At 64.0% G+C, this 15871-nt stretch carries 15 protein-coding genes; 6 read left to right on the plus strand and 9 right to left on the minus strand.

From position 1 onward, the window contains the following. Positions 1 to 47: 47 nt before the first annotated feature. The 4 genes from JNB71_RS02615 to JNB71_RS02630 all read right to left on the minus strand — a co-directional run bounded on the left by JNB71_RS02615 (position 48) and on the right by JNB71_RS02630 (position 3617). On the minus strand, positions 48 to 1343 hold the full coding sequence (locus tag JNB71_RS02615) for an extensin family protein (RefSeq protein WP_220370276.1): 1296 nt from the start codon (positions 1341 to 1343) through the stop codon (positions 48 to 50). Positions 1344 to 1606: 263 nt separating this feature from the next. After that, a complete protein-coding gene (locus JNB71_RS02620; RefSeq protein ID WP_220370277.1) occupies positions 1607 to 2050 on the minus strand; it encodes a DUF488 family protein in 444 nt (147 codons plus the stop codon). 98 nt (positions 2051 to 2148) lie between these two features. After that, positions 2149 to 2958: an endonuclease/exonuclease/phosphatase family protein gene (locus JNB71_RS02625; RefSeq protein WP_220370278.1), complete on the minus strand. Its 810-nt coding sequence runs from the start codon at positions 2956 to 2958 to the stop codon at positions 2149 to 2151. A gap of 80 nt (positions 2959 to 3038) precedes the next feature. Next, positions 3039 to 3617 (minus strand): Kazal-type serine protease inhibitor domain-containing protein, encoded by a 579-nt coding sequence (locus tag JNB71_RS02630; RefSeq protein WP_431027960.1) that lies wholly within the window; start codon positions 3615 to 3617, stop codon positions 3039 to 3041. 208 nt (positions 3618 to 3825) lie between these two features. Between JNB71_RS02630 and JNB71_RS02635 the strand changes: the two genes are divergently transcribed. Continuing rightward, the gene (locus JNB71_RS02635; protein ID WP_223215727.1) at positions 3826 to 4953 is read left to right on the plus strand and encodes an alpha/beta hydrolase; all 1128 of its coding nucleotides are present in this window, start codon (positions 3826 to 3828) and stop codon (positions 4951 to 4953) included. A 140-nt stretch (positions 4954 to 5093) separates the two neighbouring features. Here the strand turns inward: JNB71_RS02635 and JNB71_RS02640 are convergent, their stop codons facing one another. Further along, a complete protein-coding gene (locus JNB71_RS02640; protein ID WP_220370279.1) occupies positions 5094 to 6908 on the minus strand; it encodes a methyl-accepting chemotaxis protein in 1815 nt (604 codons plus the stop codon). 214 nt (positions 6909 to 7122) lie between these two features. On the opposite strand from JNB71_RS02640, the gene JNB71_RS02645 reads away from it, so the two are divergent. The 4 genes from JNB71_RS02645 (at position 7123) to JNB71_RS02660 (ending at position 10419) form a co-directional block, all read left to right on the plus strand. Then, positions 7123 to 7503: an acyl-CoA thioesterase gene (locus tag JNB71_RS02645; RefSeq protein WP_220370280.1), complete on the plus strand. Its 381-nt coding sequence runs from the start codon at positions 7123 to 7125 to the stop codon at positions 7501 to 7503. A 200-nt stretch (positions 7504 to 7703) separates the two neighbouring features. Next, positions 7704 to 8657 carry a sulfonate ABC transporter substrate-binding protein gene (locus JNB71_RS02650; RefSeq protein WP_220370281.1) on the plus strand — a complete coding sequence of 318 codons (954 nt, stop codon included), beginning with the start codon at positions 7704 to 7706 and terminating at the stop codon, positions 8655 to 8657. A 74-nt stretch (positions 8658 to 8731) separates the two neighbouring features. Beyond that, positions 8732 to 9511, plus strand: coding sequence for an ABC transporter permease subunit (locus JNB71_RS02655; RefSeq protein WP_220370282.1), 780 nt, complete (start codon positions 8732 to 8734; stop codon positions 9509 to 9511). Between the two features lie 32 nt (positions 9512 to 9543). Further along, the gene (locus JNB71_RS02660; protein WP_220370283.1) at positions 9544 to 10419 is read left to right on the plus strand and encodes an ATP-binding cassette domain-containing protein; all 876 of its coding nucleotides are present in this window, start codon (positions 9544 to 9546) and stop codon (positions 10417 to 10419) included. Positions 10420 to 10551: 132 nt separating this feature from the next. On the opposite strand, the gene JNB71_RS02665 is transcribed toward JNB71_RS02660, so the two are convergent. Continuing rightward, positions 10552 to 11448 carry a DMT family transporter gene (locus JNB71_RS02665; protein ID WP_220370284.1) on the minus strand — a complete coding sequence of 299 codons (897 nt, stop codon included), beginning with the start codon at positions 11446 to 11448 and terminating at the stop codon, positions 10552 to 10554. Positions 11449 to 11601: 153 nt separating this feature from the next. Between JNB71_RS02665 and JNB71_RS02670 the strand changes: the two genes are divergently transcribed. After that, positions 11602 to 12489 carry a LysR family transcriptional regulator gene (locus JNB71_RS02670; protein WP_220370285.1) on the plus strand — a complete coding sequence of 296 codons (888 nt, stop codon included), beginning with the start codon at positions 11602 to 11604 and terminating at the stop codon, positions 12487 to 12489. Between the two features lie 147 nt (positions 12490 to 12636). Here JNB71_RS02670 and JNB71_RS02675 read toward each other — a convergent pair whose 3' ends face one another. The 3 genes from JNB71_RS02675 to JNB71_RS02685 form a co-directional block, all read right to left on the minus strand. Then, complete coding sequence (locus tag JNB71_RS02675; RefSeq protein WP_220370286.1) at positions 12637 to 13812, minus strand: DUF1501 domain-containing protein; 1176 nt, start codon at positions 13810 to 13812, stop codon at positions 12637 to 12639. Positions 13813 to 13819: 7 nt separating this feature from the next. After that, positions 13820 to 15301, minus strand: coding sequence for a DUF1800 domain-containing protein (locus JNB71_RS02680; RefSeq protein WP_220370287.1), 1482 nt, complete (start codon positions 15299 to 15301; stop codon positions 13820 to 13822). Between the two features lie 83 nt (positions 15302 to 15384). Beyond that, positions 15385 to 15738, minus strand: a complete 354-nt coding sequence (locus JNB71_RS02685; RefSeq protein WP_220370288.1) for a DMT family protein — start codon at positions 15736 to 15738, stop codon at positions 15385 to 15387. Positions 15739 to 15871 lie beyond the last annotated feature (133 nt).

A 15871-nucleotide genomic window follows, 5' to 3' on the forward strand; every position in this document is an offset into this window, starting at 1 on the left:
CTCATCGTGGAGTTCAGGAGAAAGCCGGCTGCGCCGACGTCTTTGGCTCAATCGCAATGGCGGTAACCAGACTTGCGGTTCCGCAGGTCGAAATGGAAGTGATCCTTGTGCTGCGGGTCGCTGCCGGGGCCGAGCACGGTGTTGAAATATTTGCAGCTGTCGCTGCGCACCGCCTTCAACAGCCCCTTTTCGCGGAAGGCGAAGAAGCCCGGCTTGCGCACATCGATCTCCTTGCCGGACTTCAGCACGAACTTGCCGACGTCGATGGCATTGCCGCGGGCATGTTCCGACATCGGGTTGCCGCGCCGCGAATTCATCGTCCGGCAGGAATAGCCGCCGAGCGGCTTGATCGTCTTGACGCCGGAGAAGTAGCGGTAGCGGGCCGACGGCGCGAGCTCGTTCTTCACCCATAGGGCAAAGGCTTCCGTCACCTCGCAATTCAGCTTGACGGCGGGCTTGACGTCGATGCCGCCGGAAAGGCCGGTGAGCTCGATCGGATAGTCGATGCCGCAGGCCTTGCTGTCATGGATGCGCGCAATGTCCCTGAACTCGACCCGCAGTTTCTTCAGCCGCTGTCGGCAGGCGACTTCGGAGGCTGGCATGCGACCGGTGAAATCCGGTTCGCTCAAAGGGTTTTCGGCCCGTGGCAGGAACGCCACCTGCTGCTCTTCCTGCGCCTCTTGCCTGCGCAGCATCACCCGCTGCTGCTGCTCGAGAAACTGCGCCTTGCGCGCCTCCTCGGCGGCGATCTTCTCCGGGCTCAAGGGCGGCAGGTCCGGGTCATAGCCGGGATCGGCCTCTGCCGAAGCCACAACGTTCTGCGGTCCGCCGAGCTGCCGCACGTTATCGCCGCCGATGCCGCCGACCACCGGCTGGCTGGTGTTGCCCTCGGCGATTTCATTGCCCACGGCCAGATCGCGGTTCTGCTCCTCGGCAAGACCGACGACCGGCGCCGAGGCCGGCTCGACACCCAGCATCGCGTCCATGTTGACGCCTTCCGGTGGGACCGTCATCGGCTGCACGCTGGCCATCGCGGACGGCTGTTGCGCCTCGTTCATCGGCTCGCTGTCGATCATCGGCAGCCGCCCGCTGGTCTGCATCCGCGGATCGACGGGAACGGCACCGTCGGAATTTTCGGAGAACGTGCTGACCGGCGTTGCCGCCGAGGGATAGGCCGTCTCCCGCCTCCCCCGTGCCTGATCACGGACCGGTTGGATGGCGTTGACCCGGGCCGACGAATCGATCCGGGCCGGCGGGCTCAAATCATCCGTCGAACAGGCCGTCAGCGAAAGCGACAGCACGAAAACCTGCGCGGGCCGCCGGAAAAGGGAAACCATACTCATCGCCGCCCACTGCTCCGCGCGTCGAAGCGGAAAGAACGCCGCAACGCAGTTACACCTGTTGACGATGTGCGGGAACACACCATCCGCTATCCGCCCGGCCCCGCATGAAACCTGAGGTCAGCCTGTGTCGAAAGGCGGGCACCGGTTCGCAAAGGTCGCGATGACAGCAGATTTTATGCAAACAGGGTAAACGAAGCCTTTCGGTTCCCTTAGCGGATATGGTCCCTGCCCGCCTCGAAGCGCACAAAAGCCATGCAGTTCCGTCACAAATGCCTGACGGAGAGCGCCCCGCCCCATTTACCGTTGAGATAGTCGCAGACGAGCTGGCGGTGGCACTGGTGCGGCAAGGCTTCCGAGCAGAGCAGGCAACTCCCTGCGAACGCGGCAGGCGTAAGCCGGCTCTCGATGCGGCGCTCCGCCATCAGTTCCATGAACCGGTGGCGCATCGTGTTCCAGTCGCCCTTCTCCTTCTTGAAGGCGGTGAGAATGTCTTCGGTGGGTGCGAGCAGCGGCTGGTGGACGTAATCCGCGCCACACAGTTCTTTAAGAAAATACGGCAGATCGCCGGCCTTGGCGAAGCCGGCGAGCTGCGACGTGTTGTGCAGCCTGATGTCCACGACCCTCTTCACGCCGGCCTGCCTCAGGCGGCCAAAGAAATCCGCGGCACTGCTCTGGGTGAACCCGATCGTGGTCACGTCAATTGGCATCTGGCATCTCCCTGGCTGCGCGCGCGCCGATCCTAAGCAGGTTTCGGAAAACTGTCCCACGAATTTCCGATCAGAACCTGCGAGAAATGCCAAACAGATCAGCGCATCTCCAGAAGCAGCGCCCGATGGTCGGAGACTTCGGGCTGCGCTACCACGTCGAAGCCGACGACCTCCACATCCGGCGTCACCAGCATGTAGTCGGCAAAGCGTCCCGGTTTTTCGTAATGGGACGTGCGCGTATCCGTGTGCCCCCGCGAGATGACGAGATCGGAGAGGCCGAGATCGGCGAGCGCGGCGAACATCGCGCTTTCCGGCAGGACATTGAAATCGCCGCAGACCACCAGCCGCTCATCGCGGCGCCAGAGATTGAGGATGATTTCGATCAGCGCCTCCGTCTGCTTTTCGCGCGCCGGCGTATCGCCCTTGCCGCTGAGATCGCGAAGGCCGTGCATCTGGACGATGGTGACCGGAAAGCCGTCCTTATAGCTGAACAGCCGGACGCAATGGGCATTGCGGGCCCGTGGATGCGGCCCCCAGCCATCCGGTGAAAATTCGCCGTGGACGAAATCGCTGGCCTGGCCGATGACGGCAAGCGTTCGGCGCACGAAGGTCGCCAGCCCGAATTCGGAGGGAATTTCCTCGTTACCGTCAAACAGCGTGCCGCGCGCCGTCGGGCAGAAGAACGCATCATGAGAAGGAAGCGCGGCGCGGATCTCGTCGAACAGATTGGCGCGCTGCGGCAGTTCCACGTCCTGATCCCGATAGACCAGCCAGTCCGATGTTGCAGCCGGCGTGCGCACCACTTCCTGTAGGCAGATCACATCCGCGTCCACATCGACGAGATAACGCATCAGCGGTGCATAAACCCGGCCACCCCAGGCGTTTAATGAAACAATGCGCAAAGACATGCCCCAGCTTCCTGTTTTCCGTCTTCAATGGCAAACCGCCCCCAACGGGGCGGTTCGATCGTCAGACCAGCGTGCCCGCCTTACTGGCACGGGCCGTTGTCGATCACCCGGAACCCCTCGGCCTCTGCCGTGCAGGCATTCGCAAAGGTCTGCCGCTGGCGTCCCTGGCGGGCGCAGACCGGCGCGAATTCGCGGGTGCAGGACTGCGGCCGGCGATCGGGGTCGCGGCCCGGACGCAGGCCGCTATCGTCGATCGGATCCGGGCGACGGCATTCGCCGCGGCCGATCACGCGGAAGCCTTCCGCCTCGGCCATGCAGCCATTGGAAAACGTCTGCTGGCGGCGTCCCTGCCGGGCGCAGACGGGAGAGTATTCACGCGTGCAGACCCGCGGCCGGTCGTCGCCGAAATCGGGCCGCTGCGGCCGGCATTCGCCGCGGCCGATGATGCGGTAACCGCTGGACCGTGCCTGGCAGGCATTGGCAAAGGTCCTGCGGTTGTCGCCGCGATCGGCGCAGACCGGGTCGTATTCCATCGTGCACATCTGCGGGTAGGAGGGCTCCGGCCGCGGCTCGTCGACGACGGTGCAGGCCGAAAGCCCGCCGAGCGACAGCGCCATCAGCGCCCCGATACGGATCGTCACACCTTGAAATGGCGTCACCGGCAGACCTCCCGATTTCAGCGCCCTCGTGGCGCTGCAAACAGACGTTTAACGTCTTGAATCACCGCGCCATTCTGGCTGCAAACCCGCCATGGTCAAGGCCGGGCCCGCAAATGCCCGTATCGTGTCGACGCTTGCCTCGAAAATACATCCTTGCTAGCATTCGTGCCGGGACGAGGTTACCGGGCTGCCGGATCAAGAGCGGCCGTTGGAGGTATTCATCAGCAATCGCTCGCTCTCGCTGCCTTTTGTAGCGGCACTCCTGGTCTTGGCGGTTGCTGGTTGCAGCCGCCCGCCGGAGCTCATAGGCATCGACAATCCGGCAGTCCCGGCCGCGTCGGTGCGTGACGTCAGCCGCAAACGCATCTTCATCACCACCACGCGCGAAGCCACCGAAGTCGTGGGTGCATTCTACTCGGCAAACCGCGCGCCTGAGCTCGGCCTGGCCTCGGTGGAAGTCACGGTTCCGCCGATCCACACCCCGGGGCGGCTCGAACGCGCAAAGCGCCTGCCTCCCGATCCGCGCACCGAGTTCACGATCGTCGATCCGGTAATATACAAGAGCGACGACGCCTTTATCTCGGAGATAAACCGCGAACTGGCCACCCGTCCGGCGGGCCAGCGCAAGCTGCTGCTCTTTATCCACGGCTACAACAACACGACGAGTGACGCCCTGCTTCGCCTGGCGCAGTTCGTCGAGGACACGGGTTTTAAGGGCGTGCCCGTCCTTTTCACCTGGGCCTCCGCGGCCAGGGCCCCCCGCTACGTCTACGACCTCAACAGCGCGCTTGTTGCGCGCGTCAAGATCAAGGAGATGGCCGACATCCTGGTCCGGACCCGGGCCGAGAGTGCCGACCTCTTCGCTCATTCCATGGGCGCGTTTCTGATGATGGAGGGCCTCGTCGACGCCGAGCAGGCCGGCTACCTCGGTCGCCGCAAAACCATCAACCACTTCATCCTGGCCGCTCCCGACATCGACATCGACCTGTTCCGCACCCAGATCGGGCTGCTGCCGCAGGCCGTGCGCGAGAAAATGTATATCCTCATCTCCAGGGACGACAGCGCGCTTCGTCTCTCGCGTCGTATCGCGGGGGGCGTCCCGCGTGTCGGCGCGGCGGATGCGCAGGAGCTGGAACGCCTCGGGCCCACGGTCATCGACCTTTCCGAGATCGACAATTCAAGTTCGGGTAGCCATTCGAAGTTCGCTGGCTCTCCGGAAGTCGTCCGACTCATCGGGGCCGGGTTGAACACCGCCGGCAGGCGCTTCGGCGAAAGTGCTACTCCCGGCCTCGACCGGATCCTCGACGGCGTGCCGATCCGCATCGTGGGGAACTGATGCCGGACGATCGCCGCGGGCGATCGCGGCGAAGACTGCGCTGGCCGCTCGCTACCCGCCGCCTCGCGCTATCGCCGGAACGGAAAAAGCCCGCGTCCCTGCGGACACGGGCAATCGGCATTTCCGTCTTTTTGAAGCGATCAGGCCGCCCGCCCGTAGGCAGTCTGGCTGGTGGTGGCGGAAAGGCGGAAGGTCTCAAGCAGGCTCTTCAGCTCGCGGCTTTCCTGCGCCAGCGTCTGGCTCGCCGCCGTCGTCTCCTCGACCATCGCCGCGTTCTGCTGGGTCATCTGGTCCATGCTGTTGACGGCCGTGTTGACCTCGGCCAGACCGGTCGCCTGCTCGCGCGCGGCGGTGGCGATCGAGGCCACATGGTCGTTCACGCGGTTGACCAGCGCCTCGATCTCCATCAGCGCATCGCCGGTCGAGCGCACCAGCGTCACGCCGGTTTCGACTTCGCTCGCCGAATTGCGGATCAGCTCCTTGATTTCCTTCGCGGCACCGGCCGAACGCTGCGCCAGTTCGCGCACTTCCTGGGCGACGACCGCAAAACCGCGGCCTGCCTCGCCTGCCCGCGCCGCCTCGACGCCGGCGTTGAGAGCAAGCAGGTTGGTCTGGAAGGCGATCTCGTCGATGACGCCGATGATCTGGCTGATGCGGCTGGACGCGCCCTCGATCCGGCTCATCGCGGCAACCGCATTGCGGACGATCTCGCCGGATCTGGCGGCACTGCCCTTCGTCTCGTTGACCATCTCGCGCGCTTCGGCGGCGCGGTCCGACGCGCTCTTGACGGTCGAGGTGATCTCGTCGAGCGCTGCGGCCGTCTGCTCCAGTGCTGCGGCCTGCTGCTCGGTGCGGCGCGACAGGTTGTTGGCGGCCTGCGAAATATCGCCGGCGCTGCCGTGCACCACTTCGGTCGATTGCGCGATCGACTGGATGACGCCGCGCAGCGCCGCCACCGCCGTGTTGAAGTCGTGCCGCAGCTTGGAATATTCCGGCGCGATGCGGCCGATGTCCGCCGTCAGGTCGCCGCTCGCCAGCTTTTCCAGCGCCGCGCCGACCGTTGCCATCGCATCGGCCTGCGCCTGCGCCCCGGACTGCAGGCGGTGTTCGTTGCTGCGGCGCTCTTCGTCGAGCTGTTTCTGCTGCTCGGCCTCACGCTCTCGAAGCTCGATGCGCTCCTTGACCGAGTCGCGCAGAACGACCAGCACCCGCGCCATCTGGCCGACCTCGTCCTTGCGGTCGGTTTCCGGCACCTCGGCCGAGACATCCTCGTCGGCGATCGCCCGCATCGAGGCCTTCAGGCGTTCGACCGGGCGAACGACGCTGCGAACGATCGTGAAGGCGGCAAACAGGATGATGAGGGCTGCCGCGCCACACATGACGGCAACATGCATCAGGCCTTCGCGGAACATCGCAGCCAGGTCGTCGGCATAGACGCCGGTGCCGACGACCCAGCCCCAGGGCTTGAAACCGGCGACATGCGAATATTTCAGCACCGGCTCCTCGGCGCCCGGCTTCGGCCAGTAGTAGTCGACGAAGCCCTTACCGTCGGCTTTGACGGTGTTGACGAACTCGATGAACAGATGCTTGCCGTTCGGATCCTTGTTTTCGGTGAGGTCCGTACCGTTCAGTGCAGGCTTGATCGGATGCATCACCATCTTCGGCTGCATGTCGTTGATCCAGAAATAGCCGTTGCCCTGATAGCGCATCGCGCCGACCGCCTCGACGGCGCGGGCCTGCGCATCCGCCTGGCTGAGCGTGCCGGCCTGCTCCTGCTTGTAATAGGTGTCGAACACGGCGATCGCGTTCTCGTTCATGGCTTCAAGCATCGCCTTGCGCTGTGTCACCAGCTTTGCCTGCTCCTCGACGAGGCCGAGCACCATGACGGCCGCCATTATCAGCAGCGCCAGCGCCACCAGCGCATAAAGGCGCACGGAAATTCGAAAATGTTTCATGGACGCAAACCCCTCCGCAGTGTCGAACTGCACAATAACCGCTCGTATTTTCAAACTCCCTAACAATAGATGGCTAAAATTGACGGTATTCGACCTACCTTTTGTTAACCCTCGGCCCGAAACTTCCCTGATGGTGATCCAGCGGAATTTTCCCGCAGGTCTTTTCCGAGGCCTCCTCCTTGGGTTACATCGGACCAAACGGAGACGATGAACCATGACGAAACCGAATGGCGACCTGACCTTGCGCACGCTGGCGATGCCGGCGGACGCCAATGCCGCCGGCGATATCTTCGGCGGCTGGGTGATGGCGCAGATGGACCTGTCCTGCGGCATCCGCGCCGCCGAACGGGCCCGCGGGCGCGTCGTCACCGCCGCGGTCAAGGAAATGGCCTTCGAGATGCCGGTCAAGATCGGCGACACGCTCTGCATCTATACCGATGTCGTCAAGGTCGGCCGCACCTCGATGACGCTGAAGGTCGAGGCCTGGGCGCAGCGCTACCTTTCGGATCGCATGGACAAGGTCACCGACGCACTGTTCGTGATGGTGGCGCTCGATGAAAGCGGTCATCCGAAACCGGTACCGCCGGAAGCCTGAGAACGACGAGAACGTCGCACCGCCCGTCTCCTGCCGGCCAGCAAAAATCCGGTCTCCTGACCATCTATCGCGGAAAACCATTTCCCGCCACCCCTGATCTACAAAATAAATAAACTCTATGATCTAAGTGGATTTATTTAGCATGATCCCATGTTCTGCGGAGAAGACCTCACGTCCTCCGCCAACCACAAGAGGGATCGATGCTCACACTCACCAGACGAATTTTCGGCGCCGGCCTGCTGGCTGCCGGCCTGTTTGCAGCCTCCAGCGCCGTCGCCGCCGAACTCACCGAATTCAGGATCGGCTACCAGAAGACCGGCCTGCCGGTCATTGCCCGGCAGCAGAAGATCATCGAGGAGGCGCTGGAGCCGAAGGGCATCAGCGTGTCCTGGGTCGAGTTCACCGCCGGCCCGCCGCTCGTCGAAGCGCTGAATGTCGGTTCGATCGATGTCGGCTGGACCGGCGATGCGCCGCCGATCTTCGGCCAGGCGGCGGGCTCGGCCATCGTCTATGTCGCAGCCCTTCCGTCGCAAGGCACCGGCGAGGGGATCTTCGTCAAGCCGGACTCGCCGATCCGGTCGGTGGCCGACCTCAAGGGCAGGAAGATCGGCGTCGCCAAGGGCACAAGCTCCCACAATCTCGTCGTCGCAGCGCTTGAACAGGCCGGTGTCGGCTTCAGGGACGTCACGCCGGTGTATCTGAGCCCCGCCGATGCCGCCGCCGCCTTCGCCAGCGACAAGGTCGACGCCTGGGCGGTGTGGGATCCCTTCTTCGCCATTGCCGAAACGCGCTACAAGCCGCGTATCCTGACGACGTCGGCCGAGACGCTGAAGGTCAATACCTATTTCCTCGCCAACCGCGATTTCGCCGCCAATCACCCGGAGACGGTTTCGACGACGATCGCAGCGCTGAAGGAAGCCGCCGTCTGGGCGGACGCCAACCGCGACAAGGTCGCCGAGGCGCTGCATGAGGTGACCGGCGTACCCCTGGAAGCGCAGACGCTCGCCGCCGGCCGCGCCTCCTTCGGCATCGGACCGGTCACGCCCGAGATCGTCGCCAGCCAGCAGCAGACCGCCGACCGCTTCTTCAGGCTCGGTCTGATCCCCAAGGCGATCACCATCAGCGATGCCGTCTGGACGGCGCCGACCAACTAAATTTCCTCCCGGGAAATACAGGCGTGCCGGTCGAGCCGGGCCGGCACGCGGGCAACGGACACAAAGGACAGACGATGAAAACCACCGGTCGATCGATCCTGAAAAACGCTTCGGGCTGGGCCTTGCCCGCCATTATCCTGCTTCTCTGGGAGATTGCGGCCCGCACCGGCCTGATCTCGCCCAACGTCATGGCCGCCCCCTCGGCGGTTGCCGAAGCCTTCTGGCGCCTGCTTCTGTCGGGCGAACTCATCCGCAACATCGGCGTCAGCACCGCCCGCGCCCTTTCCGGATTCGTCATCGGCGGCTCGATCGGCCTCGTCTTCGGCCTCGCCAATGGCCTCTCCGGCCTGTCGCGCAACCTCACCGACACCACGCTGCAGATGGTCCGCAACATCCCGCATCTGGCGCTGATCCCGCTGGTCATCCTCTGGTTCGGCATCGACGAGCAGGCAAAACTGTTTCTCGTGGCGCTCGGCGTGTTCTTCCCGATCTACGTCAACACGCTGCTCGGCATCCAGAGCGTCGATCCGCAGCTGGTCGAGATGGGCCGCGTCTATGGCATGTCGCGCCCGACACTGTTCTTCCGCGTCATCCTGCCCGGCGCCCTGCCCGCCATCTTCGTCGGCCTGCGTTATGCGCTCGGCATCATGTGGCTGACGCTGATCGTCGCCGAAACCATCGCCGCCTCCTCCGGCCTCGGCTACATGGCGATGCAGGCCCGCGAGTTCCTGCTGATCGATGTCGTCGTCCTGTCGATCCTGATTTACGCGCTCCTCGGCAAGCTCGCCGACAGTCTTGCCCGGCTGCTCGAGCGGCTGACGCTGCAATGGCACCCGGCCTTCCAGACCGCCTGAAGACAAGAAGCGCAACCCTCGGAGTGACCTGAATGTCTGTCATTGCCCTTAATCCGAAATCCGAACCCCTTGGCAAGACGCCGAAGGAAACGGCCGAAGCGCGTGCGCTGCGCGAAACTACGCCGAGAGAGTGGTTTCCCTACGCGGCGCCCCAGGCCCGCGGGCGCGATCCGCAGGATATCGCCTTTTCGTTCCGCGATATCGGTCGCAAATTCGGCGACAAGACCGTCCTCGACAATATCGACCTGGATGTTCCCGCCGGCCAGTTCCTCGCCGTCATCGGTAAGAGCGGCTGCGGCAAGAGCACCCTGCTGCGGCTCCTGACCGGGCTCGACAGGCCGACCACCGGCACACTGACGGTGAACAAAGGGGAAAGCGGCGAAAACCGCACACGCATCATGTTCCAGGAGCCGCGCCTGCTGCCGTGGGCACGGATCGCCAAAAACGTCGAAGTCGGCCTGACCGGCATTGCCGGCGGCGAGGAATCCCGCGAAAAGTCGCTCGCAATCCTGCGCGAAGTCGGCCTTGCCGACCGCGCCGGCGAGTGGCCGTCGGTGCTTTCCGGCGGCCAGCGCCAGCGTGTCGCGCTCGCCCGCGCCCTCGTCGCCCACCCCTATATCCTTGCCCTCGACGAACCGCTCGGCGCGCTCGACGCCCTCACCCGCATCGAGATGCAGCAGCTGCTCGAGCGCATCTGGCTGCAGCAAAAGTTCACCGCCGTGCTCGTCACCCACGACGTTGCCGAAGCCGTCGCGCTGGCCGACCGCGTCATCGTCATCGACAAGGGAAAAATCGCCCTCGACCTCGACATCCCCTTGGAGCGCCCCCGCCGCCACGGCTCGCCGGAACTGGCACGGCTGGAGGGGGAGATTTTGGACACGCTGTTTGGTGAAAAGGCAGGCCAGTAGTGAAAATCTGGCGGTTGGTACCTGAGACGGTTTTGAGCCAAAGCGGAAGTCCATCTGATCCGGTCGAACTCTCACTGATGGCCCTAAGCGGACTACTTCCAATCCCGTGGTCAAAACCGAGTGCGGTATCGCTCAGCCGCGTGAGGTCATCCATACGCCAACCAACGTCACCGCCAGTCCAGCGAACATCGCGACAGTCAGGGGCTCTGAAAACAGCATCCAGGCCCACAGCATCGTCACAGGTGGACTAAGGTAGATCGCTGCGCTCACCTTGGCCACGGGGAACAGCCGCAGACTGGTATAGTAGACGGCGTAGGCAAGGAACGTTGCTATCAGGACTAGCCAGATCATGCCGACCGCGAAATCACGGGTCATCGGTGGCGCAAGGCTGCCCTGCGTCAACGCGCACATGCCGAAGAGAAGCGAACCCATCAGGGTCTGGATGCAAAGACTCTGATGGACAGGCATATGCTGCGTCTTGCGTCGCCTGTGCAGGACCGAGGCGACGGCGAATATCAGCATCGAACCGACGGTCAGCCCGTATGCCCAGACCGGGGCCGTGCCGAAACTGAGGCTGTCGAAGGACACGATCAAAACGCCGATGACGGCAATCGCGGTTCCGAGCCACTGCCGTGGGGTCAGCCGTTCGCCGAGGACGGGCTGTGAAAGAGCAGCGATCGCCAGTGGCAACAGGTCGGCGATGAGCGCGACCAGCCCCGTGGGCACTTTCTGCTCGATAGCCAGGGCGAAGCCTCCCAGATACAGGAACACGGCCATGGTGCCAAACAGGGCCTGATCCCTGACCGCACGCATGGATATGCTCGGCCCGATGGCCAACGCGAAAGGCAGAAGGATCAGTCCCGAAAGCAGCGTCCGCCAGAACAGGAGAAGCATGACGCTCGCCTCCTGGTTTGCATACCGGATACCGACGAAGCCTGAACTCCATCCGATGATCAGGAGGGTGGCGAGCAATGGCCATAGCAGAGGGTGGCGGCTCGAGGTGGCGGAAGGAAGAGAGACGGCGGTCATTAGGCGCTCTGGTGGGAGGAATACGATCAACCAATAGGCGGATCCTACAAACCGCGCACATGACAAATTTCGATGGCCTTATGACTTTTTGCAAATCAGCGTCATGGATAGCGCAATTCGTGATAAGTTCGTGAGATTGGAACGGAGATGGCCATGAACGAACTCAACAGTCGCCGCCTCGAGATCGACGCATTGCGGGCGCTTTCCGCGATCCGCCAACATGGCGGCATTACCCGCGCGGCTATCGCTCTGGGCCTCTCGCAGTCCGCCGTAAGCCATAAGATCAAGAGACTCGAAATCAGTCTCGACTGCGAGCTGCTCGGCCGGAAGTCGGCGGGTCCGATGTTCACCGCTGCGGGAGAAGACCTGCTCGACTACGCCAGCCGTATCCTCGGATTGCACGACGAGGCTCTGCTCAGCCTATCGAAGACCCCGCTCGCGGGACGGCTTGCCCTCGGCCTCACCGAAGACACGGCGTGTACCGACCTCGCCCGCATTCTCGGGCGGTTTCGGCGTCTGCATCCGAATGTCTCGGTCCGTGCCAAGGTCCGTATGAGCCTTGTCCTACGCGCCATGCTCGAACGTGGCGAACTCGATGCCGCAATTGTCCAGGTCTTCAGCCACGAGGTACGCCCCGCCGATGTCGTCCTATACCGTGAAGACCTTCACTGGGTGAAGCATCCAGATTTGGCGCTCCCGCAGGACGGCCCGATTCCGTTTCTGTCGTTCGACGACGAGTGTTTCTACCGCCAGTGGGCGCTCGACATCGGCCAGGACGATGCGGTTCTCGAAACCGTCTTCGAGTGTTCAAGCGCCGCCGGTATTGTGTCCGCCGTTAACGCGACGATGGGTGTAGCGCTACTGAGTGACCGCCATATCCGAGGCGAGATGCAGATATTGACCGACCGTCTGCCGCCGCCGCCATCCTTGGCCTATGTTGTGAGACGTGCACGTAAGGCGAGAAATCCGGCTCTCGACAGCCTGGTTCGAGAAATTGAGACGGACATTGGTCGCCAAGGAGGTCTGGCCCTCGCTGGCTGATAATAGTTATGTCCGCTTGTGGCGCACACGTGTCATCGCAGACCGGTTAACTGCGGCCCCCTTTCTATCCAAAACGGAAGTCTACCAAGCGTCAGGTTTTCACCACTAAAGGTGTGGCCTTTCGGGCTTGTCGCCCGCGCTCAGCCGTCAGACGGCCTTGAGATAAATCGACGACGGGCTGAAATCGAGCCCCGGGAAGATGGTGTTCGTCAGGCTGCCCGGTGAAATATCGAACTGCCGGTAGAGCATCGCCGCCGCAAGTTCGCGCACGTCGCCGGTCGGCATCAGGTCGCGCCCGTTGAGCAGCTGTTTTTCCCCCAGCCCCGGCCATTGCCCGATGACCTTGCCGCCAGAGATGCCGCCGCCGGCAATCAGCGCCAGGCCGCCGGTTCCGTGATCCGTCCCCAGCGACCCGTTCTCGCGCGCGGTGCGGCCGAACTCGGTAATGCAGACGACGATCGTCTCCTTCCAGACCTCCGGCGAAAGCGTGCTGCGAATGGTCAGGATGGCCGTCGCCAGTTCCGCGGCGGGTCCCCTGAAAGCCATCTTCTGGCCGGCATGCGTGTCCCAGCCGGTGAGCGAGAAACTGGCGATCCGGTAGTCCTGCATCAGCATGCCCGCGGCAAGGCGCGCAATATCGACGGCCTTAACCCCGCGCTTGCCGTCGCCATAGAGTTCGTCGACCGAAAAATCGGTTAGCGACGCTTCGGCCATCGCCTTTGCGAAGACCGGGTCATTGCGGTAAAGCCGCTCGAAAAAGCTCCGCTCGTCGTTCTTCATCGCCAGATCCGTGCGCGGCGACCAGACGTCGACATCGTTGTCACCGCTCAGCAGCAGTTCCGCCGAGGTGTTGACGTCGATCGCCTTGCGGGCCGGTCCGGACAGCATGGCCGACAGCGCCCGGTTCAGCCAGCCGCTCTTTTCCTCGCCGACCGCCGAGCCGCCGCTTTCCAGAACGTCCTGCCCGTCGAAATGGCTGCGCCCGTCCCGGTAGGGCGTCGAGACCGCGTGCACGAAGGCAAGCTCGCCGCGTTGCCACAGCGGCAGCAAATCCTTTGCGTCGGCATTGAGGCCGTAGAAACCGTCGAGATCGATCAGGCCGCTCTCCGGCGTCAGGGCAAGCGTCGGGCGATGAAGCCTGAATGCGCCGTCGGCATAGGGCTGGACGAGGTAAAGCCCGTCCATGGCGCCGCGCAGGATGATCGTCACCAGTCGCTTGTCGCCCGGCGCCGCCGCCAGCGTCAGGGACGTCATCAGCGGCGCTGCGGCAGCGCAGCAGGCCGAAGTGAGAAACGCCCGGCGGCTCATCGACAGCTTGACCATCTGCGGCTTACCTTCTGTTGAATTCCGGGGATGCGAGAACGAGCGAAAGCCCCATCTGCCGGCTGGGGGCCCGCGAGACGATGTCGATCGTGTCCTGGCGGGCGGCATCGCGCAACGCGGCCTGCAGGAAATCCCGCGGGTCGCGGTCGCCGCCCAGCCTTGCCGCGGCAAGCCGCGCCCAGGCGATCCGGTCCGCCAGAGGACCGCCGGCGATCCAGGTCGAAAAATTGTCCTCGAACCCGGCCGGGCTCGGCGGCCGCCACAGCGGCTGGCCGAGCCTTGCCGCGGCCTGCACCGTCAGCGGGTTGACACGCAGCGTCGGCATCGCCAGATCGCCGGCGGCAGCGGGCATTGTCGCCCTCGCCTCCATCGCGCCCCGATCAGCCGCCTGCGCCATCGTCCTGTGCTTGGCCAGGCCGCCGTCCTGCAAGTCCTCTTGCGTGGCGAACAGCGCGCGCAGGCCGGATACGATGTAATCGAAGGGTGGCTTGGCTTTCTGTCCTTCGTCCTCCCAGCTTTTGCGATGACGAAGCATCGCCGCATAGACGGCGGTCAGATCGCCGTCCTCGTCCTCCCAGGCGGAGGTCATCGCCCGCACCACCTCCGGCGGCGGCGTGTCGGCCAGGAAATGGCCGGCGATCTTGCGGCAGACGTGATCGCGTGTCGCCGGTGCTGCCGCCAGATCCTCGATCAGGGCGAGGATATCCGGCAGCCCGCGACCGCGGCCGCCATAGGTTCTGCCCAGCACATCCCGCGCCCCCGGTTCGGCGATCTTCACGGCATAGCGGGCGCGGTAGCTGCGCCGATCGATGGTCATGCCGGTGAGCACGAACGCCGCATTGCGCACATCCGCCTGGCTGTAGCCGCTGCCGGCGCCGAGTGTATGAAGCTCCAGGAGTTCGCGGCCGAGATTCTCGTTCAACCCGAGCTTGCGCTTCAATCCCTGCGGCGAGTTCGGCCCGAAGGATTTCACCTGGTCGAGATAGATCAGCATCGCCGGATGCAGGACGGCCGCCTTGACGAGGTCGGCGAACCGGCCGCCGATATTCGGCCGGATCGCCTCGGCCTCGTAGACGGGCACCAGAAGCCGCATGAATTGCGCCTTGACCGAGCTGACGCTGAAGTGGTTCAGCCAGAAGGTCGCCAGCCGCTCGTTGAAGCCGTTGGGCGACAGCACGGCCTGCATGAACCGCGCATGCTCGTCCTCGCTAAGATGCGTGTTGATTTCGACCATCAGGCGCTTGCGGTTGACGCGTTTCGTCGCCTCATCGGCGGTCTTGTTGGCCCGCTTGAGCGCGTCCTGCTTGTCCGCCGCCTCGACGATCCGCCGGCGGGCGGCGCCAAGCCCGCCATGCGGGAACAACAGCGTTTCCCGCCGCCCCGCCGGCAGTTGCGCCAGCAGTTCCTCGACACTTGCCGGCGGCGCCTCGCCCGGCCGCAATCCCGTGCCGAACCGCAACGCCGCCATGGTCGAAAACGCCAAGCTCATCAAACCCTTCCCTCGCGCATTCCAAATAGCGCTACGGCATGCTTGTGGCGATTCTGCGAAGGACCGGCAGGATGGCGAAGAGATCAGCCCTTGAACACGAAGGCCGCGCCGCCGGCGATCAGCAGGAAGCCGATTGCGTGGTTCCAGGTCAGGGTTTCCTTCAGCCAGAAGGTCGAGAAGGCGGCGAAGACGACGAGGGTGATCACCTCCTGCATCGTCTTCAGCTGGGCGGCGGAATAGACCGTGTTGCCCATCCGGTTGGCCGGAACCGCCAGGCAGTATTCGAAGAAGGCGATGCCCCAGCTGGCGATGATCGCCATATAGAGCGGCGACGAGGCGTGTTTCAGGTGGCCGTACCAGGCGAAGGTCATGAACACGTTCGACAAAAGCAGCAAGAGGATCGGCCAGACGGCGGCCGGATTGATGGCAAAGGGCATGGGAGGAATCCTGGGAGAGGTGGAAAGCCGTCCGCATCTAGCTGCACAGCGCAATCCGGGCAAGACCCCGCGGCCGCTTTTCACCCTGCGGTGCGGGCGCCGCAGTGCCGCTCGCCATGTGTCAGAAACTGGC

The sequence above is a fragment of the Rhizobium herbae genome (genome assembly GCF_019511375.1).
Taxonomy (GTDB): domain Bacteria; phylum Pseudomonadota; class Alphaproteobacteria; order Rhizobiales; family Rhizobiaceae; genus Pararhizobium; species Pararhizobium herbae_A.